The 22,555-nt window shown below is 65.7% G+C and carries 17 protein-coding genes and 1 tRNA gene; 9 read left to right on the top strand and 9 right to left on the bottom strand.

Annotated elements, in window-relative coordinates; all coding sequences use genetic code 11:
* Positions 1 to 25: 25 nt before the first annotated feature.
* The 6 genes from M2319_RS18595 (at position 26) to M2319_RS18570 (ending at position 5,975) form a co-directional block, all read left to right on the top strand.
* Entirely contained in the window at positions 26 to 1,213 is a 1,188-nt protein-coding gene (locus M2319_RS18595; protein WP_264602966.1) for a M24 family metallopeptidase, read from the top strand.
* Between the two features lie 38 nt (positions 1,214 to 1,251).
* On the top strand, positions 1,252 to 2,328 hold the full coding sequence (locus M2319_RS18590) for an ABC transporter substrate-binding protein (protein ID WP_264602965.1): 1,077 nt from the start codon (positions 1,252 to 1,254) through the stop codon (positions 2,326 to 2,328).
* Complete coding sequence (locus M2319_RS18585) at positions 2,328 to 3,434, top strand: ABC transporter ATP-binding protein (RefSeq protein ID WP_264602964.1); 1,107 nt, start codon at positions 2,328 to 2,330, stop codon at positions 3,432 to 3,434. Before M2319_RS18590 ends, M2319_RS18585 begins: the two co-directional genes overlap by 1 nt.
* Complete coding sequence (locus tag M2319_RS18580) at positions 3,431 to 4,285, top strand: ABC transporter permease (RefSeq protein ID WP_264602963.1); 855 nt, start codon at positions 3,431 to 3,433, stop codon at positions 4,283 to 4,285. The genes M2319_RS18585 and M2319_RS18580 overlap by 4 nt, the downstream gene beginning before the upstream one ends.
* Positions 4,282 to 5,079, top strand: coding sequence for an ABC transporter permease (locus M2319_RS18575; RefSeq protein WP_264602962.1), 798 nt, complete (start codon positions 4,282 to 4,284; stop codon positions 5,077 to 5,079). The genes M2319_RS18580 and M2319_RS18575 overlap by 4 nt, the downstream gene beginning before the upstream one ends.
* 149 nt (positions 5,080 to 5,228) lie before the next feature.
* Positions 5,229 to 5,975, top strand: a complete 747-nt coding sequence (locus M2319_RS18570) for a type 1 glutamine amidotransferase (protein ID WP_264602961.1) — start codon at positions 5,229 to 5,231, stop codon at positions 5,973 to 5,975.
* 147 nt (positions 5,976 to 6,122) lie between these two features.
* On the opposite strand, the gene M2319_RS18565 is transcribed toward M2319_RS18570, so the two are convergent.
* The 8 genes from M2319_RS18565 to M2319_RS18530 form a co-directional block, all read right to left on the bottom strand.
* Positions 6,123 to 7,625, bottom strand: a complete 1,503-nt coding sequence (locus M2319_RS18565) for an amidase (RefSeq protein ID WP_264602960.1) — start codon at positions 7,623 to 7,625, stop codon at positions 6,123 to 6,125.
* Positions 7,622 to 8,716 (bottom strand): ABC transporter ATP-binding protein, encoded by a 1,095-nt coding sequence (locus tag M2319_RS18560; protein ID WP_264602959.1) that lies wholly within the window; start codon positions 8,714 to 8,716, stop codon positions 7,622 to 7,624. The genes M2319_RS18565 and M2319_RS18560 overlap by 4 nt, the downstream gene beginning before the upstream one ends.
* A 30-nt stretch (positions 8,717 to 8,746) precedes the next feature.
* Positions 8,747 to 9,577: an ABC transporter permease gene (locus tag M2319_RS18555; protein WP_264602958.1), complete on the bottom strand. Its 831-nt coding sequence runs from the start codon at positions 9,575 to 9,577 to the stop codon at positions 8,747 to 8,749.
* The gene (locus tag M2319_RS18550) at positions 9,574 to 10,446 is read right to left on the bottom strand and encodes an ABC transporter permease (protein ID WP_264602957.1); all 873 of its coding nucleotides are present in this window, start codon (positions 10,444 to 10,446) and stop codon (positions 9,574 to 9,576) included. Before M2319_RS18550 ends, M2319_RS18555 begins: the two co-directional genes overlap by 4 nt.
* A gap of 114 nt (positions 10,447 to 10,560) precedes the next feature.
* Complete coding sequence (locus M2319_RS18545) at positions 10,561 to 11,622, bottom strand: ABC transporter substrate-binding protein (protein ID WP_264602956.1); 1,062 nt, start codon at positions 11,620 to 11,622, stop codon at positions 10,561 to 10,563.
* Positions 11,623 to 11,675: 53 nt separating this feature from the next.
* Positions 11,676 to 12,836 (bottom strand): mandelate racemase/muconate lactonizing enzyme family protein, encoded by a 1,161-nt coding sequence (locus M2319_RS18540; RefSeq protein ID WP_264602955.1) that lies wholly within the window; start codon positions 12,834 to 12,836, stop codon positions 11,676 to 11,678.
* Positions 12,837 to 13,181: 345 nt separating this feature from the next.
* On the bottom strand, positions 13,182 to 14,159 hold the full coding sequence (locus M2319_RS18535) for a LysR family transcriptional regulator (protein WP_264602954.1): 978 nt from the start codon (positions 14,157 to 14,159) through the stop codon (positions 13,182 to 13,184).
* A 470-nt stretch (positions 14,160 to 14,629) separates the two neighbouring features.
* Positions 14,630 to 14,721: transfer RNA gene (locus M2319_RS18530), tRNA-Ser, on the bottom strand.
* A gap of 415 nt (positions 14,722 to 15,136) precedes the next feature.
* Between M2319_RS18530 and M2319_RS18525 the strand changes: the two genes are divergently transcribed.
* The 3 genes from M2319_RS18525 to M2319_RS18515 are packed head-to-tail and all read left to right on the top strand — an operon-like array spanning position 15,137 to position 20,095.
* Positions 15,137 to 16,210 carry an HlyD family secretion protein gene (locus M2319_RS18525; RefSeq protein ID WP_264602953.1) on the top strand — a complete coding sequence of 358 codons (1,074 nt, stop codon included), beginning with the start codon at positions 15,137 to 15,139 and terminating at the stop codon, positions 16,208 to 16,210.
* Complete coding sequence (gene rbbA, locus M2319_RS18520; protein ID WP_264602952.1) at positions 16,200 to 18,971, top strand: ribosome-associated ATPase/putative transporter RbbA; 2,772 nt, start codon at positions 16,200 to 16,202, stop codon at positions 18,969 to 18,971. Before M2319_RS18525 ends, rbbA begins: the two co-directional genes overlap by 11 nt.
* 2 nt (positions 18,972 to 18,973) lie before the next feature.
* The gene (locus tag M2319_RS18515; protein WP_264602951.1) at positions 18,974 to 20,095 is read left to right on the top strand and encodes an ABC transporter permease; all 1,122 of its coding nucleotides are present in this window, start codon (positions 18,974 to 18,976) and stop codon (positions 20,093 to 20,095) included.
* An 88-nt stretch (positions 20,096 to 20,183) separates the two neighbouring features.
* Here M2319_RS18515 and M2319_RS18510 read toward each other — a convergent pair whose 3' ends face one another.
* Positions 20,184 to 22,541 carry a pyrroloquinoline quinone-dependent dehydrogenase gene (locus M2319_RS18510; protein WP_264602950.1) on the bottom strand — a complete coding sequence of 786 codons (2,358 nt, stop codon included), beginning with the start codon at positions 22,539 to 22,541 and terminating at the stop codon, positions 20,184 to 20,186.
* Positions 22,542 to 22,555 lie beyond the last annotated feature (14 nt).

Here is a 22,555-nt window from a genome sequence, read left to right as displayed (position 1 = left end):
TTTTACAAGCAGCGGATCCCGATACATGAACGAGCAGCCGTCCGGACTTTCCTCCCCCAAGAAGCTGCTGTTTCCGGAAGCGACCTATCGCCAGCGCCATGCCGCCGTGCAGGCCGAGCTGGCACAGCGCGGCGTCGACCTCGCGATCTACGACGAGATCGAAGCCGTCCAGTGGCTGACCGGTTTCGGCGGCGCGATGAACATCTACCGGTGCTGCGTCCTGCCGGTGTCCGGCGATCCGTTCTTCGTCATCCGCGCCCTCGACGCCGCCCCGTTCCGGCAGGTGAGCTGGATCGACGACGTGGCAACGTTCTGCGATTGGGAGGACCCGATCGCGGTGATCGTCGCGGCGATCGAGGCGCGCGGCATCAGGGCCGCACGGATCGGCCTCGACAAGAAATCCTACGCCCTGCCGGTCGGGTTCATGGAGCGGCTGCTCGGCCTCCTGCCGGACGCCGATTTCGTCGATGTCGGCGACGTCGTCACCAGCCGGCGGATGATCAAGTCCGAAGCGGAACTGGCCCTCATGACGCGGTCCGCCGCGACGGCCGACAAGGCCATGCTGGCCGCGCTCGGCTGCGCGCGCCAGGGCACCGTGCTGCGCGACGTGGTCAAGGCCGCCTACCGGGTCTATCTGGACGAAGGCGCCGACCCGGCGCCGGTCGGGCCGATCACCGTCGGCGTCGGCGAAGACTTCCTGCACGGACATCTGCGGCCCGAGCCGCTGGCGCCGGGCGAGATCTGCCATGTGGAGCTGTTGCCGAAGTTTTCCGGCTACAGCGCCCGGATGATGCGCCCGGTCGTCGTCGGCCGGGCCAATGCGCGCCAGGCCCATGTGGCCGAACGGCTGATCGCCCTGCAGGACGCGCAGTTCGCCGCCATGAAGCCCGGCGTTCCGGCGCGCGAGGTGGACGCGGTCGTGCGCCAGGCGCTGGTCGAAGAAGGGCTGCGGCCCGATTTCACCGGCATCTCCGGCTACACCGCCGGCTTCAACGGCGCCGCGACGCCGCGGACCTCGGACTTCAACCGCATTTTCCATCCCTTCGCCGACTGGGTGCTGGAGGCCGGCATGACCTTCCACATGTACCTGGTCGCCGACGGCATCGCCTTCAGCGAAACGATCCTGGTGACGCCGGACGGCTCGCGGCGGATGACATCGCTGCCGCGCAAGCTTTTCGAGAGCGACGCCTTTCCCGGCAACGAGGACGCCTGACCACTCAATAACAAACCGATCCAAGAGGAGAACTCACGATGACACGAAAGACATTCCTGCAGATGAAGCGCCGCGACTTCCTGAAAGGCACCGGCGCTGCGGTGCTCTCCGCCCCGTTCCTCAACCTCAGCGCACGCGCGGCCTCCAATCAGGTCGTCGTCCGCAATCCGGGCGGCGTCTATGAGGACACGATGCGCAAGGCGGTCTACGACCCGTTCACCGCGGCGACCGGCATCGAGGTGATCTCGGTTCCCGCCACCTTCGCCAAGCTAATGGCGATGTACCGCGCGGGCCATCTCGAACTCGACGTGATCGACATCTCCGACGGGGCGCTGGTGAAGCTGGAGCGCGAGGGCGCGATCGAAAAGATCGATTACGACAGTTGGACGTTCACCGACCCGTCCGACATCACCCCCGACCTGGTCCGTCCGCACATGGTCGGCAACTTCCTGTTCGCCACCGTGATGGGCTACTCGACCGAAGCGTTCAGCGCCGGCAACCATCCCGGGTCGTGGGCAGAATTCTGGGACGTGGAGAAATATCCCGGCGACCGCATGCTGGCCGACATCGCCTCGGGCCAGCCCAACCTGGAATTCGCGCTCCTGGCCGACGGCGTCGCCAAGGAGGACCTCTATCCGCTGGATCTCGACCGGGCATTCGCGTCGATGACCAGGATCCGGCCGGCGATCAAGAAGTTCTGGGATAGCGGCGCCCTGTCGGCGCAGATGATGGCCGACCAGGAAGTGGTGCTCGGCTCGATCTGGAACGGCCGGCTGCAGTCCGCGGCCAAGGGCGGCGCACCGCTCGCCATCGAGTGGAACGAAAACATGCTTCAGGTCCAGGCCTATGGTATTTTCAAGGACGCGCCGAACGCCGAAAATGCCCAGAAGCTCGTCGATTTCGCCTGTGGTTCGGAACCCGGCAAGGTTTTCGCCACCGCTCTCAACTACGGTCCGGCCAACCGCAAGGCCTACGACCTGATCGACCCGGCGCTGCTCGCCGAGATGCCCGGCAGTCCGGAGCTGGCGGCCAAGGGCTTCCTGCAGGACGTGGTCTATTGGGAAGACAATCGCGAGGAAATCAGCCGTCGCTGGGCGGATTGGGTCATCGAATGATGGCAGCGGACGCACCCGTCCGGATCGAGCTGGATGGCATCGGCAAGACCTACGGTGCGGTCCAGGTCGTTCGCGACGTGAACGTGACGATCGAGGAGGGGGAGTTCTTCTCCCTTCTCGGCCCCTCCGGTTCGGGCAAGACCACGACGCTGATGATGATCGCCGGCTTTGCCGAGGTCGACTGCGGCCAGATCCGCGTCGGCGACAGGGATATCTCCGCCGTGCCGCCGAAGCATCGCGGCTTCGGCATGGTGTTCCAGAACTACGCGCTGTTCCCCCATATGAGCGTTGCCGAAAACGTCGCGTTCCCGCTGAAGGTGCGCAATGTGACGGCGGCCGAACGGCGCGAGCGGGTCGCCTGGGCGCTGGAGACGGTGCGGCTGACCGACTTTGCCGGGCGCTCGCCGCGCCAGCTTTCCGGCGGTCAGCAGCAGCGGGTCGCGCTCGCCCGCGCCATCGTCTACCAGCCCAAGGTGGTGCTGATGGACGAGCCGCTCGGCGCGCTCGACAAGAATCTGCGCTTCCACATGCAGACCGAGATCAAGGACATCCAGCGCCGCCTCGGCATGACGGTGATCTACGTCACCCACGACCAGGAAGAGGCGATGAACCTGTCGGACCGGATCGCCATCATGCGCGACGGACAGATCGCCCAGATGGGCGCGCCCTCGGAGGTCTACCAGCACCCGACCTCGGCCTTCGTCGGCCGCTTCCTGGGCGAGGCCAATCTCGTTCCGGTCACCGCGCGCTCGTCGACGGCCGCCGGCCGCGGCGCCGTGGACTTCGCCTGCGGCGACACGCCGGCCAGCCCCGGCCAGGGACCGGCGCTGCTGTTCGTGCGGCCGGAAAAGCTGCGCGTCAGCGCGCAAGGCGGCAGCGGACTGGAAAACGAGGTCCGCGGCACGATCAGCCACGTGTCCTATCTCGGCAACTTCATCCGATACGGCATCGATTTCGACGGCTACGAGCTGACCGCCGACGTCCTCAACCTCAGCGGCGTGCCGGCCTTTGAGGCCGGCGGCGAGGTCCACGCCGCCTGGCGGGCGGACGATTGCCGGCTGTTGCCGGTCGGCGCCGAGGACGAAGCCCGCTGGAGCGCGGCATGAGGCTGGAGCGCAACGCAATCGTCCTGATGCTGCTGCCGATGCTGGCGCTGCTGGCGCTTGTCTTCATCGGCCCGCTGCTGTGGTTCTTCGCGATGTCGTTCGGCGACCTTCTGGAGCGCGGCCTGTCCGGCGGCCTGACCTACGCCGCCAAGGTGTTGAGCTCCAGGGCCGTGGTCGACGCCTTCGTGACGACGTTGCGCATTTCGGTCATCGTCACCGCGCTGTGCCTCCTCTTCAGCTACCCGCTCGCCTATTTCCTGACGCGGGCCAGCAAGCTCGCCTTCAACCTGGTGATCCTGTGCGTGATCGTGCCCTATTTCACCTCGGTGATCGTGCGCACCTATGCCTGGATGGCGCTGCTCGGCAGCAAGGGGATGGTCAACGAAACGCTGATTGCCCTTGGCCTGACCGGCCAGCCCCTCGATCTCCTCTACAATGAGCGCGGCATCCTGATCGGCATGACCTATGTGCTGATGCCCTACACGGTGCTCACCCTCTACGCCGCCATGAAATCGATCGATCCGCGGCTGATGCAGGCGGCCCGCGGCATGGGCGCAAGCAGCTTCTACGCCTTCTGGACGATCTACTTTCCGCTGTCGATTCCCGGCGTCGTCTCCGGCGGGCTGATCGTCTTCATCCTCTCGCTCGGCTATTTCATCACGCCGGCGCTGATGGGCGGCCCCGGCGACGTGATGATCGCCATGCAGATCCAGCACGAAGTGGAGATCATGCTCAACTGGCCGCTGGCCGCGATCCTGTCGCTGACGCTGCTGGCCGCGACGCTGCTGCTGTTTGCCGTCTACATCCGCTTCGGTGGCCTGAAATCCCTGATCCGGAGCGAGACGCAATGAAGCAGATGCCGTTCGCCCTCCGGTTCGTCGTCATCCTCGGCAGCCTCCTGATGATCGCGCCGATCGCCATCATCCTGATCGTGTCGTTCGGCGGCGACGGCTACCTGAAGTTCCCGCCCACCTCGCTGTCGCTGCAGTGGTACGACATCTTCTTCGGCGATCCGCGCTGGTGGCGGTCGCTGTGGTCGTCCTTGCTGATCGCGCTGGTCGCCAGCCTTGTCTCCACCACCATCGGCTTTCTGGCGTCCTATGTCCTGGTTCGCACCTGGTCGCGCCTGCGCACACCGTTGCTGGCGCTCGCGCTGACGCCGATGATCGTCCCCCAGGTGATCACGGCGATCGCCATGTTCTACGCCTCGTCGCGTGCCGGCCTGGTCGGCAACCTGTTCTGGGTGGCCATCTGCCATTCGGTCATCGCCCTGCCGATCGTGCTGTTGATCCTGCTGGCGACCCTGCAGAGCATCGACGTCTCGCTGGAACAGGCGGCGGCCGGCATGGGCTGCTCGCGCTTCGGCATCTTCCGCCGGATCGTCATCCCGCTCGCCCTGCCGGGCATCATTTCCGCCGCGCTGTTTTCGTTCCTGGCCTCGTTCGACGAATTGATCATCGCCCTGTTCCTGACCGGGGTGACGACGCAGACGCTGCCGGTCCGGATCTGGAACAGCCTGCTCCTGGAGGTCGAGCCGACGATCGCCGCCGTCTCCAGCTTCCTGGTCGCAATCACCGTCATCGTGCTGATCGCCGACTGGGCGATCCGCAAGGCGACGGGCAACCTGCCGCAGGAGACCCCCTGAGCCCCGCCTGACTGCTTGTCGCGTTCGCCCCGATATTGACGCGGCACGCGCCGTCCGTTTGTTCTGCCAAGCGTTTTTCCGGGCCGACGATCGGCGCAAGCGCCAACCGCACCCGTCCGGGAAACACGTCCAACGACGAAGAGAAAGCGATGGAGACGATCCATATCGGCATCCTGAAGGCCGGCAGCGCGCCGCAACGGCTCGCCGCCAGGAAAGGCGACTACGACACCTGTTTCCGCGAGCTGCTGGTCGGTGCGGGGCCGTTCCGGTTTTCGACATTTGCCGTCGAGGATGGCGTCTTCCCCGACGGCGCCGACGCCGCCGATGCCTGGCTGATCACCGGCGCCCGCCACGGGGTCTATGAGGACCACCCGTGGATCGCGCCGTTGGAAGCGCTGATCCGCGACATCCGCGCGCTCGGCCGGCCCCTCGTCGGCATCTGCTTCGGCCACCAGATCGTCGCCCAGGCGCTCGGCGGCAAGGTGGAGCGGGCGGCAGCCGGCTGGATCGTCGGCCCGCAGCAGTACCGTACGGTCTCCGGCCGCAGCTTCTGGGTCAACGCCTGGCACCGGGACCAGGTCACGCATCTGCCGCCCGATGCCGAGGTGCTGGCGAGCGGCGAGAACTGCCCCTATGCGGCGCTCCGCTACCCCGGTCCGGTCCTGACCCTGCAACCCCATCCCGAACTCGCCGCCGACGACCTGCTCGACCTGCTGGCCGAACGGGCCGGCGCGCTGACGGCCGACCAATACGCCTATGTCGAACGCACCGCCCGGCGCAATCTGCCGGACCTCGACTACGTCGTCCCCGTCCTCGGCAGAGTCTTGAGCTGCGGTCGGATCGACGCAGAGGCCAGGGCGACCTCGCGCAGCGAGCAACCGGAACAAACGCGCTGAAGCCAAATTCGACCAGATGTGGCGTCGATATTCGAGCCGCCATGGCATGACATGCGTGACATGAGATCGGGCAGATTCGGGCGATTGCCGTCTGAACTGGCCCTCAATATTCGGCTGTCTTTCAAAATGAGCGATCCCGTTTTGGGGTCACTCGACGTCCAGGAACCCATGACGGGACGAAAGCGGCGGGGCGGCCATCAGACCGTTGAGGTCCGGGGCCACGGGCGCCAGATTCGATGATCCCGCGATGAGGCGTTCGATCTGTGCAGTAACCGCCAGGACGCCGAGGTCATCATGCCGCCGGCCGATGATCTGAAGCCCGAAGGGAACGCCGCCCGGATACCGGCCGCAGGGGATCGATATCGCCGGATGCCCGGCGATGGTCGAGGCATAGGCCAGCGCAAGCCAGTGGTAGTAGCTGTCGAGCTTGCGCCCGTCGATCTCCAGCGGGGCGTTTTCGTGCCAGTCGCGGGGGCCGGCGGTGACCGTGGGCGCGATCAGATAGTCGCAAGATTCAAAGAAATCCTGCCAACGCCTGTAATAGGCACTCTGCGCATACATCGCCTCTGCCACGTCGGCCGCGGAATACCCACGCGCCTCGATCACATTGTCGGTGACGTTCCGGCCGACATGGTCGGGCTGCTCGGAGACATAGCGGTCATGGGCGCCAAGAAACAGCAAGGCCCGCAATACCGCGAAAATCCGGTCGGCGCCGGTGCAGTCGGGGTGGCGCTCGTCGATCTTCGGCAGGAAGGAGGCAAGGTCCGACATGACAGAGCGGAATGTCGCGCGCGTCGCGCCCTCGGTGGGGGCAAACCCGAAGTCCTCGGTGACGGCGAAACGCAGCCGGGAGAGGTCGACGCGCGGCAGATCGGCAAAGCGGCTCGATGTCCACGGCGTCCCGTCGGCCGTCACGGTCGTGAAGGGATCGTACCGGTCCGCAACCGCCATGACGGAGAGCATGAGACCGCAGTCCGCGACCGATCTGGCCATCGGTCCCGCCGTGGTGATCGACAGTGTCGCGATCGACCGCGAATGTCCGGGCACGACGCCGGGGGAGGGGCGAAACCCGACGACGCCGTTGAAGGCGGCGGGGGTCCTGAGGCTGCCGCCCGTATCCGATCCGGTCGCCAGGGGCGCGAAACCGCAGACAAGCGCCACCGCCGACCCGCCGGAAGAGCCGCCGCAATTGAGCGAAAGGTCGTAAGGGTTTGCCGTCGTGCCCCAGACGCGGTTGCGGGAGTTGGCCCCGGCACTCCATTCCGGCGTGTTCGTCTTGCCGATCGGCAATGCGCCGGCCTGGCGGAGCGCCGTCACGATCGGATCATCCGCCTTGGCGATATTGTCTCTGAAGATCTCGGAGCCGAAGGTCGTCGGCAGTCCGGCCACGTCGATCATGTCCTTGACCGCGAATGGCAGGCCGTGCAGCGGCCCCAGCGGCAGGCCGGCCGCCTGCCTGGCGTCGGCCTCTCTCGCGCGGTCCCGAAACGTGTCGAAATCGCGCGCGACCAGGGCATTGACGGCGGGGTCCACCGCTTCGACCCGCGCGATGCAGGATTCCGCCAGTTCTCGGGCGGAAAGCGCGCCGCTCGCGATCAGCTCCCGGGCCTCGATCGCCCCGAGATCGCACGGAGCGGTTGGCCGGGTCATCGGCCGGACTCGGATGCGAACAGGTGGGTATGGTCGGACGACCAGCCGAGCCGTAAGGGCTGGCCCGGTGCCGCCGCCGCCACATCGAAATTGTTCGCGACCTTCACCGATATCTCCGGACCGCCGGCGATCTGCGCCCGGATTTCCAGGGCATCGCCGAAGAAGGTGGGGCCGAGCGACGACGCCGAAAGGACGTTGTCCTCGGCGGCACCGTTGTCGCCGATCAGGTGTATGTGCTCCGGCCGGACCATCAGCCGGACCGCGTCGCCTTGCCGGACGCCGTCGCGCCGGGGAGCCAGCAATTCCGCGCCGCCGGACAGGCGGCAACGCGTCCCGGCGTTCGAGATTTCCGATACGGTCGCGTCGATGAAGTTGGAATTGCCCAGGAAATCGGCCGCGAAAGCGGTCTTGGGAGAGAAATAGAGCTCGCGCGGCGCGCCGAGCTGCTCGATCCGCCCGTCGTTCATCAGGGCGATCCGATCCGACATCGACATCGCTTCCTGCTGATCGTGCGTCACATAGAGGATCGTGATTCCGAGCCGCTCGTGCAGTTGCTTGATCTCATGCTGAAGCTGTTCGCGCAGCTTCTTGTCGAGCGCGCCCAGGGGCTCGTCCATCAGCACCAGAGACGGATTGTAGACGATGGCGCGGGCGATCGACACGCGCTGCTGCTGTCCGCCGGACAGCGCCTGGGGCTTGCGGTCGGCCAGATGCGCCAGCTGCACGGTTCCCAGCGCTTCGCCGACCTTCCGCCTGATCTCCTCGGCCCCGGTCTTTCGCACCTTCAGTGGAAAGGCGACGTTGTCGAAGACACTCAGATGCGGCATCAGCGCATAGTTCTGGAAGACCATGCCCAGGTCGCGTTCGCGAACGGGCGTCTCGGTCGTGTCCCGCCCGTTGATGAAAACACGGCCGCCACTCGGCCGTTCCATCCCGGCAATGATCTTGAGCAGGGTCGATTTGCCCGAGCCGCTCGGCCCCAGAAGCGTCACGAATTCGCCCTCGGCGACGTTCAGGTCGGTCGGATGCAGGGCGTCCACATACCCGTAGGCCTTGGAAACCTGTTGCAGCGAAAGTTTGTTGATCGTCATAGGGCCACCTTTGGAGGATCCGGTCGACAGTCAGATGCCGTCGGTTTCGGCCGAACTGGTGAATGCCGCCACGACGGAGCCAACCACCGTGATCGCGACGAGGAAGGTGGAGATCGCTGAAAGCACGGGCGAGATTTCCCACTGGATCGAACTGTACATCTTGACGGGCAGCGTCGGCTGGTCGCTGCGCGCGATGAACCACGACACGATCACCTCGTCGAAGGACAGCAGGAACGCGAACAACCCGCCCGTCAGGACCGAGCCTTTCAACGCCGGCAGAACCACGTGAAAGAAGATCTGGAGCCGCGTCGCGCCCATCACCATGGCCGCGTTCTCGATGTTGCGGTCCAGATGCTTCAGCCCGGACAGCGTCGTCACCAGAATGAACGGCGTGATCACCACCGCGTGGGACATCGCCAGAGCGACCATCGTCCCGGTCATGCCGAGTGTCGCGAAATAGAGATAGAGCGCGAGCGCCACCACGATGGTGGGCGCGAAGATCGGGCTCATCAGCATGAAGGTCAGGGCCTTCTGGCCGGGAAACCGCGAGCGCGACAGGCCATAGGCGGCCGGCACCCCCATTAAGAGGGCGATGGCGGTCGCCAGAATGCCCAGCATCGTGCTGCGGCCGGCCGCCGAGAGCCAACCCTCGGCGGGATCGAGCGCGCGGCGATACAGGTCCAGCCCCCAGTCCTGCGGGGGAAAGACCAGCTCGTTCGAGGTGCCGAACGAAATCGGGATCACGACGAGCGACGGCACGAGCAGGAAGACGTAGATCAGCCAGGTCACAAGGACGGGCAGGCTCAGGTTTCTGGTCAGGAAGCGCATCGGGGTCCCCGAACTGGAAGGATTGGTGCTCATGCCACGGCTCCTCTTTCCTGGCGCTGCCGCAGCCAGGCGGCGAGCGACAGGATCAACAGCGCGATGAGAACGAGGATCACCGCGATGGCCGAGGCCATGCGCCAGTCGAGTGCCTCGCGGACGTAGAAATCCACGAGGTTGGCCATCATCATGTCGCGTCGACCGCCGAGGAGCGCCGGCGTGACGAAGCTGCCCATGCCGATCACCGAGGACATCAGGCCGCCGGCGATGACGCCGGGCAGGCTCAGCGGAAAGGTGACCTTCCAGAAGATGTCCCACGGGCGCGCGCCCATGATCTCGGCCGCATCGCGCAGCGCCTTGTCCTGTGACAGCAGGCTGCTGAGGATCGGAAAAACGGCGAAGGGAATGAGCCAATGGGCCATGCCGATGATCACACCGGCACGGTTGAAGATCATGGGGATAACGATATCGGTCCCCGTCACCGCCTGGAGGGCGTTGTTGATGATGCCGTCGGTGCCCAGGATCACGGTGAAGGCAAAGCTCTTGACCAGGATCGAGGTCCAGAACGGCAGCATGACCAGCACAAGAAAGAGCCGTCGCCTGCGCGCGGTCATGCGCGACAGGTGATAGGCCACGAAATAGCCGCAAGTCACCGAGACGAGCCCGGTAATGAAGCCGATCGAAAGCGTGTTGGTCAGCGCACGGTGAAACAGCTTGCCGGTGGCGAAATCCGAATACGCCACGAGCGAGCAATCGCCGTCGCAGATGCTTGTGCGGATCACCCCGATCAGAGGGAGGCAAAAGACGAGGAGCATGAACAGGGTCAGCGGCAGCAGGAAGCTGCCGAAGCCCAGCCGGTTCAGCATTTTCCGGGTCCTGCCGTCGCGCCGGAGCAGGGGTGTGGTCATGGTGGTCTCCTAACCCTCCATAGGGCAATCCGGGAAAAGCGGCGACATGCGTTTCCCCCGAAATGCCCGCAATGCCGGGGTGTTTCCCGGCATTGCGGCGGCCGCGAATGCGCCTCAGGCGAGCAGGAATTCCTTGAAGCGCCGGTCCAGCGTGATGAAGTTGTCGGCCCAGAAGGCTTCCTTCAGCAGCACCGTGCGGGGGTCCTTCGGGTCCGGAAGCAGAGCCTTGACCTCGGGCGCCACCTGGTCCAGCGCGCCGGGGCGCACGGGAACGGAATAATAGGCCTCGGACAGGCGCGTCTGCACCTCGGGGCGGGTGGCATAGGCGATGTATGCCATTGCCTGCTCCCGTTTGGGGGAGCCCTTCAGAACCGAATAGTACTGGGTCATGAGGATCGTCTGATCCGTCGAGAAGTCGATGCTCAAGCCATCGGCCTTCGCAGACGCGACCCGGCCATTATAGGTGTAGGAATAGTCGATCTCGTTGCTGCTCAGGAGGCTGATGGTCTGCGGGGTCTGCGCAATCCATTTGGCCACGCGCGGCTTGATCCTTTCGAGCGCAGCAAAGGCCCGGTCGACATCGAGCGGGTAGAGATCCTTGGGGTCGACGCCGTCGGCCAGGAGCGCGATCTCGAGCGTTTCGGAAACGCGGGTGCGCAGGCCGATGCGGCCGGGATAGGCATCGCCATCGAAGAGCTGCTTGAAGGTGCGGGGCGGGCTGGGCGTGCGCTCCGGGTCAAAGGCAATGCCGCCGGCATAGATCAGGAACGGCATCGCGTGCGCCGTCGCCTCGCCCACAAGGTTGGACGTGTCGATGACGCTGGTATCGAGCTCCTCGAACAGCCCTTCCTTGGCGGCGTTGTGCATTGAGCCGCCGCTGCCGTCGTAAAGATCCCATTCCAGGTTCCCGGTGGTGACCTGCGCCTTGGCCTTGGACAGGTCCGGGCCGCTGACCAGCGTCACGCCGATCCCGGTTTCCTCGGTGAAGGGTGTGGTGATGGCCTTGCGGATGACATCCGCATAGGCGCCGCCCCAGGTGACCAGGACCAGGGCATCCGCGGCCAGCGTGCGGCGCGCCGACAGGACGAACGGCGCCGCCAGAATGCCGGTGCCGAGCCCTTCGAGGAAGCGCCGGCGCGTCGGGGTCGGCGGGAGTGTCTTGGTCGTCTTGCTCATTGTAGTGCTCCTTGCTGGATGGTGTTTGTTTTGGTTTGGGGTGCCGGCACGTTTCAATCGAGATGCGCAAAGACGTGGTCGCGCATGACCGCGTCGTTCAGCGTGACGCCGAACCCCGGGCCTTCCGGGATCGGAAGTGCACCGTTGCGCGCGCAGGACTCGAAGCTCTCGGTCGCCACCTCGATGTAGCCCGGGATGGTCGACCAGTAGGGGAAATGTTCCTGGATATAGAAGTTGCGGATGCAGGCGCTCAGATGCATGCCGATGGCCACCCCGACCGAACCTGCACAGACATGCGGCTGCAGCTTGAGCCCGTAGGCCTCGCCAAGGGCCGCCACCTTGAACGCTTCGGCGAAGCCGCCGACGCTGCCGACATCGGGTTGCAGGATGCTGACCGACCGGGTCTCCAGGAGATCGCGGTAGCCGTTCAACAGGAAATGCCGTTCACCCGTCGCGATCGGAATGTTGATATGCGGTGCGATTTGGGCCATCGCTCCCAAATCGCCGGGGTCGATAATCTCTTCGACGAAGGAAATGTCGTAGTCCTCGATCTCGCGGCAGAAGCGGATCGTATCGCCATGGGACAGGCCGCCGGCAAGGTCGAGCATGAGCAGGACGTCGGGCCCGATCGCGGCGCGCACATCGCGGACGAAGGCGACGGCTTCGGCGACAAGCATGCGGTCGTCGGCGAACCGGTTGCTCGGGTGGCAAAGCGTGCCGTTGGGCCGGATCCGCGCAAGGGGATACATCTTGAGGGCGCGATGCCCGTCCTTGACCGCCGCCTCGGCCTGGCTGATCACCTCGGCCTTGGATTTCGCGCCGAAATACCAGCCGTTGGCATAGTAATCGAGGCCGTCGCGCATCCGCCCGCCGAACAGGTCGTAGACCGGGACGTCCAGGGCGCGTGCCCGGATGTCCCACAGCGCCAGTTCGATCGCGCTGAGAGCGGAGCTGGCGATGCCGCCGGGATTGCGCAGCCAGAAGGACTGGTCGATCATCTCGGCCGTCAGCGCGTTGATCCGGGTCGGGTCCTGGCCGACGATGAAGCGCTCGCAAAGATCCTTGATCATCCCGACCGTACCGCCGCCGCCGCAGCCAAAGGAGGGCGCGGGCTCGCCGAGCCCGACGATGCCGGCATCGGTCTCAAGCTTCAGGATAATCGGCTTCAGTCCTTCGCCTTTGACATGGTAGACGGTTGCAGAGGTGATCTTCACTTGGATGTCCTGTTTTTATAACTAGGCCGGCAGAGGCGGCATCCAGAGGACGATCAGCGATCGGAAGAAACGTGTCAAAACCGCCAAAAACCAAAAATTATATAATATTTTTCAATGGGATAGGATAACCAGTGGCAGCCACTGCCCAGTCTGGCGCATAGTCATCATTACTGACAGTTATGATGGCGCCACATTGCGGCCCAAATCGAGGTTGGACCTTCGTCGCCTTTCCTTTTTTTGAACGTTTCGGCGCAAGCCTGAGGCAGGATTCAGCCGAAATGCTGCAGGCCGGTCCCGGCGCAAAGGCTCCGCAGGCCACAACGGCGCGGCGTGGACTGTCCAGGGTCAGGTCGTGGCGAGGGCGATATTGCAGGCCGCGGCAAAGAGGCGTTCCGATTTTTCGATAGCCTCAAGCTCCGCGCGCACCTCCTTCTGCATCCAGGCCCGAACTTTCCTGACGAGATCGCTCGGAGGAAAGGCACTGTTCGTAATCAGGTTGTAGGTCGCTCCGGTGGAATAGGCGGCATCCGCGGCGCCAACCAGTTTCCGCATGCGGATCAGCCGTGAGGTGACCGAAAGCCATCCCAGCACGACGCCTTGCCCGTTGATGGCGGATTCCAGTGCGACCGAGTAATCCGAAAACTGCATCTCGTTGAATTCTTTCGGCAGGGCAAGTCCGCTTTCCGCTGCGAATTTCGGCCAGTCGCACCAGTGGTTGCTGAGCGTGATCAGCGTGTGCGGCCGCCGCGCTCCCGTACGCCCGAGGGGCCCCATGCGGCGCAGATATTCCGGCGAGGCGATCGGCTGGATGATCTCCGGGACATAGAGCGAGTCCGGTTCGGCGGACTGTCCCGGTTCGACCCGCCGCAGCCCCAGATCCGCAGTGATGGGAGCGCTGCCGATAGCGCCCGCGATCAGCTCGAACCGCAGATCGACATTGGGAAAGAGCTGCCGGAAGTCGAACAATCTCGGGATCAACCAATGTGTCGCCATGGAGGAGGAGATCGACAGCAGAACCGATCCGCGATCCCGGTTCGCCCGCCAGCGCGCGAACAGCGTCTCGAGCGACGTGAAGGCGTCCGAGAGCAAGGTACTGAGCTCCGCGCCCTTGGGTGTCAGCTGCACATTCGGGCCCGAGCGCTGGAACAACTGTTCCCCGACCTCCGCCTCGAGCGCGGCAATCGCGCGGCTGACGGCAGGCTGCGTGACCCCCAGTTCGGCCGCCGCTTTGGAAAACGATCCAAGGCGTGCCGCGGCTTCGAAGGCGTTGAGCGTGTGGGGTGAGGGACGCTTTGAGCGCATTTCGCCTGCGGAATAGGTCAATCGAAGACGGTCGTCCGACGACGACCCGATCTATGGAGAGCGGTACCGTTGCTCAGCCTTTTTAGCACAGAAAGCAGGTCACGGCGCCTTCGTGGAAAGAGACCGCGCATATTGCAGCGGCGATCAAAACAGTGCTGTTGGATGTAACCTGAAATGTCGGCAACTATGAGATCGACATCGGATCGCCAAAGAAAAACAAATTACTTTCAATAATTTACGACGAAAAATGGCAGAAAGGGAGGCGCCGCCTTCGAACCCATCGGGTTTGCAAGCCCGAACAGGCGCCGGCCGCTCAGGCCGCCCCCGCGGAGCCATCGAACGAAGTGAGATTGGCGTGGGCGCAATAGTGAGTGGCGGAGGATTCGGAGCACCTTCGAACCCACCGGGTTCGCAAGCCCGACCGGGCGTCGGCCGGCCAGGCCGCCCCATCGGAGCCGTGAGCAAAGCGAACCGGCGCGAGATACATCGAATGGCGGAGACGGTGGGATTCGAACCCACGATACGCGGTTCAGCGTATACTCCCTTAGCAGGGGAGCGCCTTCAGCCACTCGGCCACGTCTCCGGTTCGCCGAGATATGCCCGAGCGTTCGGCACAATGCAAGACATTGACCGGTGAGCGCGTTTCAAACCCCGGATTTTTCGCCGGGCCCCCGCGCGGCGTCGTCGAAACGGCGGGCGTCACTTGAACGCAGGCCGCCGCCCTTGGTTGGCCCCGATGGGCTTCCCAGATAAGCGACGGACGACGGTCTTCGTTGCGAATCGCGTAGTGTTTCGCCGTCGCCCAAGCGTCTCTTCCAGAAGCCGGACCGGTCTTGGGGAGAGACGGCTGCAAGCGCGTGCCGTTCGCGGGGAGCGGCGAGCGTTCCCGGGATGGGGGCATGCGCCGATGGGGACGACCGGGGCAGGGCGGGGGACGTTCGTTTGAACGCATCCGGCCTTAGATGCCGGGCCGGTCGCATAAGAAGAGGCGAGAGATCATGAAGAAGCCGGGGTTTGCCGTCGGGCTCCTCGTTGTCGTCATCGGCGGCGCGCTCGCCTTTGTCGGCTGGAACTATCTGCAGCGCGACGAGCTGCCGGACGGGTTCGCGGCCTCCAACGGGCGCATCGAGGCGGTGGAGATCGACATCGCCACCAAGACCGCGGGCCGGGTCGAGGAGATTTCCGTCAATGACGGCGATTTCGTCACGGCGGGCGACACCGTTGCCCAGATGGAGACCGCGACGCTGAAGGCGCGCTTGCGTGAGGCCGAGGCGGCCCTGAAACAGGCGCGGATCGGCGTGGAGACGGCGAAAAGCCTCGTCGTCCAGCGCCAGGCGGAGAACGCGGCGGCCAAGGCGACGGTCGCCCAACGCCAGGCGGAACTCGACGCCGCCACCAAGCAGTTGACCCGCACCGAAGAGCTGGCGACGCGCGGCACCGCGACCCTTCAGAAGCGCGACGACGACCGCGCCAGCTTCCAGAGTGCCAAGGCCGCCGTCAGCGCCGCGGAGGCAACGCTCGCCGGCACCGACGCCGCGATCGGCTATGCCAAGGCCCAGGTGATCTCCGCCGAGGCTGCGGTCGAGGCGGGTGAGGCGACGCTCGACCGCATCCGCACGGACATCGCCGACACCACCCTGACCGCGCCGCGCGACGGCCGTGTCCAGTACCGCGTCGCGCAGCCGGGCGAGGTGATTGCCGCGGGCGGCACGGTCGTCAACATCGTCGACCTTGCCGACGTCTACATGACCTTCTTCCTGCCGACCTCCGCGGCCGGCCGCATCGCCATCGGCGCCGAAGCCCGCATCGTGCTGGATGCCGCGCCGCAATACGTGGTGCCTGCCGAAATCTCCTATGTCGCGGACGTCGCCCAGTTCACGCCGAAGACCGTTGAGACGGAGGAGGAGCGCCAGAAGCTGACCTTCCGCCTCAAGGCCAAGGTCGATGCCGGGACCCTCAAAAAATACATCCGCTTCGTGAAGACCGGCCTGCCGGGCATGGCCTATGTGCGGCTCAACCCTGAGGCGGAATGGCCGGAGCACCTGGCCGTCAGGCTGCCCGATGTCCGGTAAGGAGCCGCCGGCATCGCAGGGAGGCGAGGCGCTGGATCCGATCGCCCGGCTGAGGGGCGTTGGCCTTCGCTACGGTAAGACCGTGGCGCTGGGTGCCGTCGATCTCGACATTCCGGCCGGAACGATGACCGGGCTGATCGGCCCGGACGGCGTCGGCAAGTCGAGCCTGCTGGCGCTCGTCTCCGGCGCCCGTGCGCTGCAGACGGGAACGCTGAGCGTTCTCGGTGGCGACATGGCCTCGATCCGCCATCGCCACGAGGTCTGCCCGCGCATCGCCTATATGCCCCAGGGCCTCGGCAAGAACCTCTATGCGACGCTGTCGGTGTTCGAGAACATCGATTTCTTCGCCCGCCTGTTCGGCCACGACCGCAAGGAGCGCGAGCGCCGCATCGACGAACTGACCGAGGCGACGGGCCTGAAGCCCTTCCTCGACCGGCCGGCGGGAAAGCTCTCCGGCGGCATGAAGCAGAAGCTCGGCCTTTGCTGCGCCCTCATTCACGATCCGGATCTTTTGATCCTCGACGAGCCGACCACCGGCGTCGATCCGCTGTCGCGGCGCCAGTTCTGGGCGCTGATCGACGACATCCGCCGCGGCCGGCCGGGCATGACCGTCGTCGTCGCAACGGCCTATATGGAGGAGGCGGAGCGGTTCGACTGGCTGGTCGCGCTCGATGCCGGCGCGGTGCTCGCCACCGGTACGCCGGAAGGCATCCGCGAGGAGACGGGCACAAAGACGCTGGAAGCCGCCTTCATCGCCCTCCTTCCGGAGGAAAAACGCGCCGCGCACCAGCCGGTGGTGATGCCGCCGCGGCCCGAAGGCGCCGGCGACGCGATCGCCATAGAGGCGCGGGGTCTCACCCGGCGCTTCGGCGACTTCACCGCCGTCAACGATGTCAGCCTCAAGATCACGCGCGGCGAGATCTTCGGCTTTCTCGGCTCAAACGGCTGCGGCAAGACGACGACCATGAAGATGCTGACCGGGCTGTTGCCGCCGAGCGAGGGCGAGGCCTGGCTGTTCGGCCATGCGGTGGAGGCGGACGACATGGCGACCCGCCGGCGCGTCGGCTACATGTCCCAGGCCTTCTCGCTCTATACCGAACTGACGGTGCGCCAGAACCTCGACCTGCACGCCCGCCTGTTCCAGGTCGCGCCCGCGGATATCCCGGCGCGGGTCGCGGAAATGCTGGAGCGCTTCGACCTCACCGAATTCGCCGACGCGCTGCCCGACAGCCTGCCGCTCGGTCATCGCCAGCGCCTGTCGCTGGCCGTGGCCATGGTCCACAAGCCGGAAATGCTGATCCTCGACGAGCCGACGTCGGGCGTCGATCCGGTCGCCCGCGACGGCTTCTGGCGCATTCTGGGCGAGCTGTCTCGGCGAGATGGCGTCACCATCTTCGTCTCCACCCATTTCATGAACGAGGCCGAGCGCTGCGACCGCATCTCGCTGATGCATGCCGGCACGGTGCTGGTCACCGATACGCCGGCAGCGATCGTCGAGAGGCGCGACGCCAGGGACCTTGAGACCGCCTTCATCGCCTATCTGGAGGAGGCCTCCGGCGAGGGGCCGGCGACAAGCGATGCCCCGGCCGTGCCGCTGCAGGAGACCGCCGGCGCTCCGGCTGCCACCCAGCGCCGCTTCGACCTGCGCCGTCTCGCCAGCTATGCCCGGCGCGAGCGGCTGGAGCTGCGCCGCGATCCGGTCCGGCTGATGCTGGCGGTGCTCGGCAGCGTCATCCTGATGTTCGTCATGGGTTACGGCATCACGCTCGATGTCGAAGACCTGACCTTTGCCGTCCTCGACCGCGACGACACCACGCTCAGCCGTGACTACGCCCTCAACATTTCCGGCTCGCGCTATTTCATCGAAAAGCCGCCGCTTGCGAGCCACGCCGACCTCGATGAGCGCATGCGCGCCGGCGAGATCGCGCTCGCAGTAGAAATCCCGCCGAATTTCGCCCGCGACGTCGCCCGCGGAAAATCGGTCGAGGTGGCCGTGTGGATTGACGGCGCCATGCCGCAACGGGCCGAAACGGTGAAGGGCTATGTGGAGGGCATGCACGGCACCTGGCTCCTCGCCAAGGCGCGGCAGATGCGGCAGGGCGCGGCGGCGGAACCGGCGATCACCATCAACACCCGCTACCGCTACAACCCGGATGTGGAAAGCCTCGTTGCCATGGTGCCGGCGGTGATCCCGATCCTGCTTCTGATGATCCCGGCAATGCTCACCGCGCTCAGCGTCGTGCGGGAAAAGGAACTCGGCTCGATCACCAATTTTTACGTCACGCCGACCACGCGGCTGGAATTCCTGTTGGGCAAGCAGGTCCCCTATGTGGCGCTCGGCTTCGGATCCTTCCTGCTTCTGACGTTCTTCGCGGTCACCGTCTTCGGCGTGCCGGTGAAGGGCAGTTTCCTGGCGCTTTGCGCCGGCGCCCTGCTTTACATCGGCGCGGCGACGGCCCTCGGCCTCCTGGTCTCGGCCTTCATGAAGAGCCAGATCGCGGCGATTTTCGGCACCGCGGTGATCACCCTGATCCCGGCGGTGCAGTTCTCCGGCATGATCAACCCGGTCTCCTCGCTGAGCGGGGCAGGGCGGGTGATCGGCGAGGTGTTCCCGGCCTCCCAGTTCATCCTCATCGCCAGGGGCACCTTTTCCAAGGCGCTCGGCTTTGCCGATCTGGCCCAGCCCTTCCTGTTCCTGGCATTGACCGTGCCGGTGCTGCTGGCCCTGTCGGCGGCCGTGCTGACCAAGCAGGAGCGCTGACCATGCGGCTTGCCAACGTCCTCCATCTCGGCATCAAGGAGCTGCGCAGCCTTGCCCGCGACCCGATCATGCTGGTGCTGATCGTCTACGCCTTCACCTTTTCCATCTACACAGCGGCAACGGCGATGAAGGAGACCCTGCATCGCGCACCCATCGCCATCGTCGATGAGGACAGCTCGCCGCTCGCCGCCCGCATCGCCGGCGCCTTCTATCCGCCGGACTTCCTGCCCCCGCAGATGATCAAGCCGCAGGAGCTCGACCGGCGCATGGACATCGGCCTCGATACCTTCGCCCTCGACATCCCGCCCGATTTCCAGCGCGACCTGCTCGCCGGCAAGAAGCCGACCATCATGCTCTCGGTCGACGCGACCCGAATGACCCAGGCCTTCACCGGCAATGCGGTGATCCAGAACATCGTCACCGGCGAGGTGAACGCCTTCCTGAAACGCTATCGGGACGTCCCGGACACCACCGTCAACCTGGTCACGAGGGCGCGCTTCAATCCGACCCTCGACAACGAACGCTTCCTCGGCGTCATGCACGTCATCGACAACGTGACGCTGCTGGCGATCATCCTGACCGGCGCGGCGCTGATCCGCGAGCGCGAGCACGGCACCATCGAGCATCTGCTGGTGATGCCGGTAACGCCGCTGGAAATCATGACCAGCAAGGTCTGGGCGATGGGGCTCGTGGTGCTCGTCGCCTGTTATTTCGCCATTCTGATCATCGTCCAGGGCATCCTCAAGGTGCCGGTCGAAGGCTCCATGGCGCTGTTCCTCCTCGGCACGGCCCTGCACCTGTTCGCCACCACGTCGCTCGGCATCGTCCTCGGCACGGTGGCGCGCTCCATGCCCCAGTTCGGGCTCCTGATGCTGCTGACGCTGTTGCCGCTGCAGATGCTTTCCGGCAGCACCACGCCGCGCGAGAGCATGCCCGACTTCGTCCAGGCGATCATGATGGCGGCGCCCAACACCCATTTCGTCATCATCGCCCAGGCGGTGCTGTTCCGCGGCGCGGACGGCTCGGTGATCTGGCCGAACCTCCTGGCGCTGGCGGCCATCGGCACGGCGCTGTTCACCTTCGCGCTCGCCCGCTTCCGCAAGGCCATCGTGACGATGGCGTAAGCGGGAGGCCGAAACGCAAACGGCCCGCACGGCGCGACCGATATCGCTTCCGTGCGGGCCGCGGTTTTCCGCCGGCGTTGCCGTTCCGTCAGTCGCCGTTGGGCAGGGCGTAAGCGATAACGTAGTCGCCGACCGGCGTTTCCATGAAGTGGTGGCCGCCGGCCATGATCAGCACGTATTCGCGGCCGTCCTGCTCATAGACGATCGGGTTGGCCTGGCCGCCGGCCGGCAAGACGTCGCTCCAGACCACCTTGCCGGTCTTGATGTCGATCGCGCGGAACAGGTTATCGGTTGCCGCGCCGATGAAGACGAGGCCGCCCGCGGTGACGACCGGGCCGCCATTGTTCGGCGTGCCGATCTGGAACGGCAGCATGCTGGAGATGCCGAACGGGCCGTTGCGCCGTGCCGTGCCGATGGGCTCGTCCCAGAGCGTCTTGCCGGTGGCGAGGTCGATCGCCTGGATGCCGCCATAGGGCGGCTTGGTGCAGGGCACGCCGGTGAACGGCACGCGCCAGCCGGCATTGACCTCGATGGCGTAGGGCGAGCCGGTCTGCGGGTCGCCGTCGCCTTCCGCGTTGCTGCCGGAACTCTTCTCCTGGTCCTCGTAGATCGGGCGCAGGTTCCGCTTGTCGGCTTCGTCGCGGGAGAGCAGCCGGTTGTGGTTCGGGATGTGATTGTAGTTGGCGATGATGACGCCGCGGTCGGGATCGACGGCGATCGAACCCCAGTCCGAGCCGCCATTGTAGCCCGGATACTGGATCCAGTGCTTGTCGACGGTCGGCGGGGTGTAGAGCCCGTCATAGGTCGCCTCGCGGAACTGGATGCGGCACCAGAGCTGGTCGATGGGGCTGAACCCCCACATGTCCTTTTCCGTAAGGCGTTCGCGCGGCAGCACGTGGTAGCCGGAGACCGGCTGGGTGTCGGAAAGGCTGCTCGTCTCCACGCCGCCCTTCGGCGCCTTCATCGCCTTGACCGGGAACAGCGAGTCGCCGGTCCTGCGGTCCAGCACGTAGATGTCGCCCTGCTTGGAGGGCAGGATCACCGCCGGCACCTTCTCGCCGCCGACCGGCACGTCGACCAGCGTCGGCTGCGAGCCGAGATCGTAGTCCCAAAGGTCATAGTGGACGGTCTGGAAGTGCCAGACCGGCTTGCCGGTGGTGACGTCCAGCGCGACCAGCGAGCTGGCGTATTCGTTCTCCGCGTCGGTGCGGTTGCCGCCATAATAGTCGACGGCGGAGTTGCCGAGCGGCAGGTAGACGTAGCCGAGGTCCTCGTCGCCGACCGGCGCGGTCCACATGTTCGGGGTGCCGCGGGTATAGGTCTCGCCCTCCGGCGGCAGACCGGTCAGTTCCGGATTGCCGAGGTCCCAGGCCCAGGCAAGCTCGCCGGTGATCGCGTCATAGCCGCGGATGACGCCGGACGGCGCGTCCTCGGCCTGGCCGTCCTTGACCTGCGCCCCGGTGACGACGATGCCACGCACGATTGCCGGCGGCGCGGTGACGGCGTACCAGCCGGGCACCTTGTCGCCGATGCCGGCCCAAAGGTCGACGGAACCGTTCTCGCCGAAGTCCTCGCACGGCTCGCCGGTTTCCGCGTCGACAGCGATAAGGCGCGCGTCGAGCGTGCCCTCGATGATGCGGGTGGCGCAGGCATCGCCCTCGGCGGCCTCAGGATTGGTGTAGGCGGAAACGCCCCGGCAGGTCGCGCCATAGGGGATGGCGTCGGGCGAGACCTTCGGATCGTAGCGCCACTTTTCCTTGCCCGTGGCCGCATCGAACGCGACCATCTTGTTCATGGCCGTGCACATATAGAGCGTGCCGCCGATCTTCAGCGGCGTGTTCTCCGGCGAATACTTGCCCTTGGTCTCCTTGGTCGGCATGTCGCCGGTGCGGTAGACGAAGGCGCGCTTCAGCTTGGAGACGTTGTCCGGGGTGATCTGGTCGAGCGGCGAATAGCGCGTCGCGCCCGGGCCGCCGCCATAGAACGGCCAGTCGGCGCCGGCCTCGGGAAGCGTTGCCGGCTCGCTGCGGGCAAGGCTTTCCGGGGCGGCCGCCTCGTTGGTCTCGGTATCGGAGGCTTCCTGCTGCTCCGTGCCGGTCTCGCTCGCTGCCGGGGCGGCGGCATCCGTCTGGGGCGTAGCGTCCTCAGTCGCGGTGTCGTCGGACGCTGGATCAACGACATCGGAGGTCGGGGCAGGGACCGGCGGCGTGTTCGCGTCGTCCCCGGTTTCAGACGCAGCCGTATCGCCGCCCTCCGCCGCGGGTTGGCTGTCGGGCCGCATCTCGGCCGAATCCGGGCTCGACGGCGTTGCCGGCGCCTCGGACTCCTGCATCTGGGTTTGGTTCTGCGGCGCTTCGGGCGTCTGCGATTTCGCCGCCCCGGCCGCGGCGCCGACGAACAGCGTGCCGGCGATCAGAATCCGGGAGATATTGGAAAGCGGTAACATGGGGTCACCTTTCG

It is taken from the genome of Rhodobium gokarnense (assembly GCF_025961475.1).
Lineage (GTDB): Bacteria > Pseudomonadota > Alphaproteobacteria > Rhizobiales > Rhodobiaceae > Rhodobium > Rhodobium gokarnense.
Note: the sequence above shows the minus strand (reverse complement) of the source record. Positions and strands in the feature narration are given on the sequence as shown.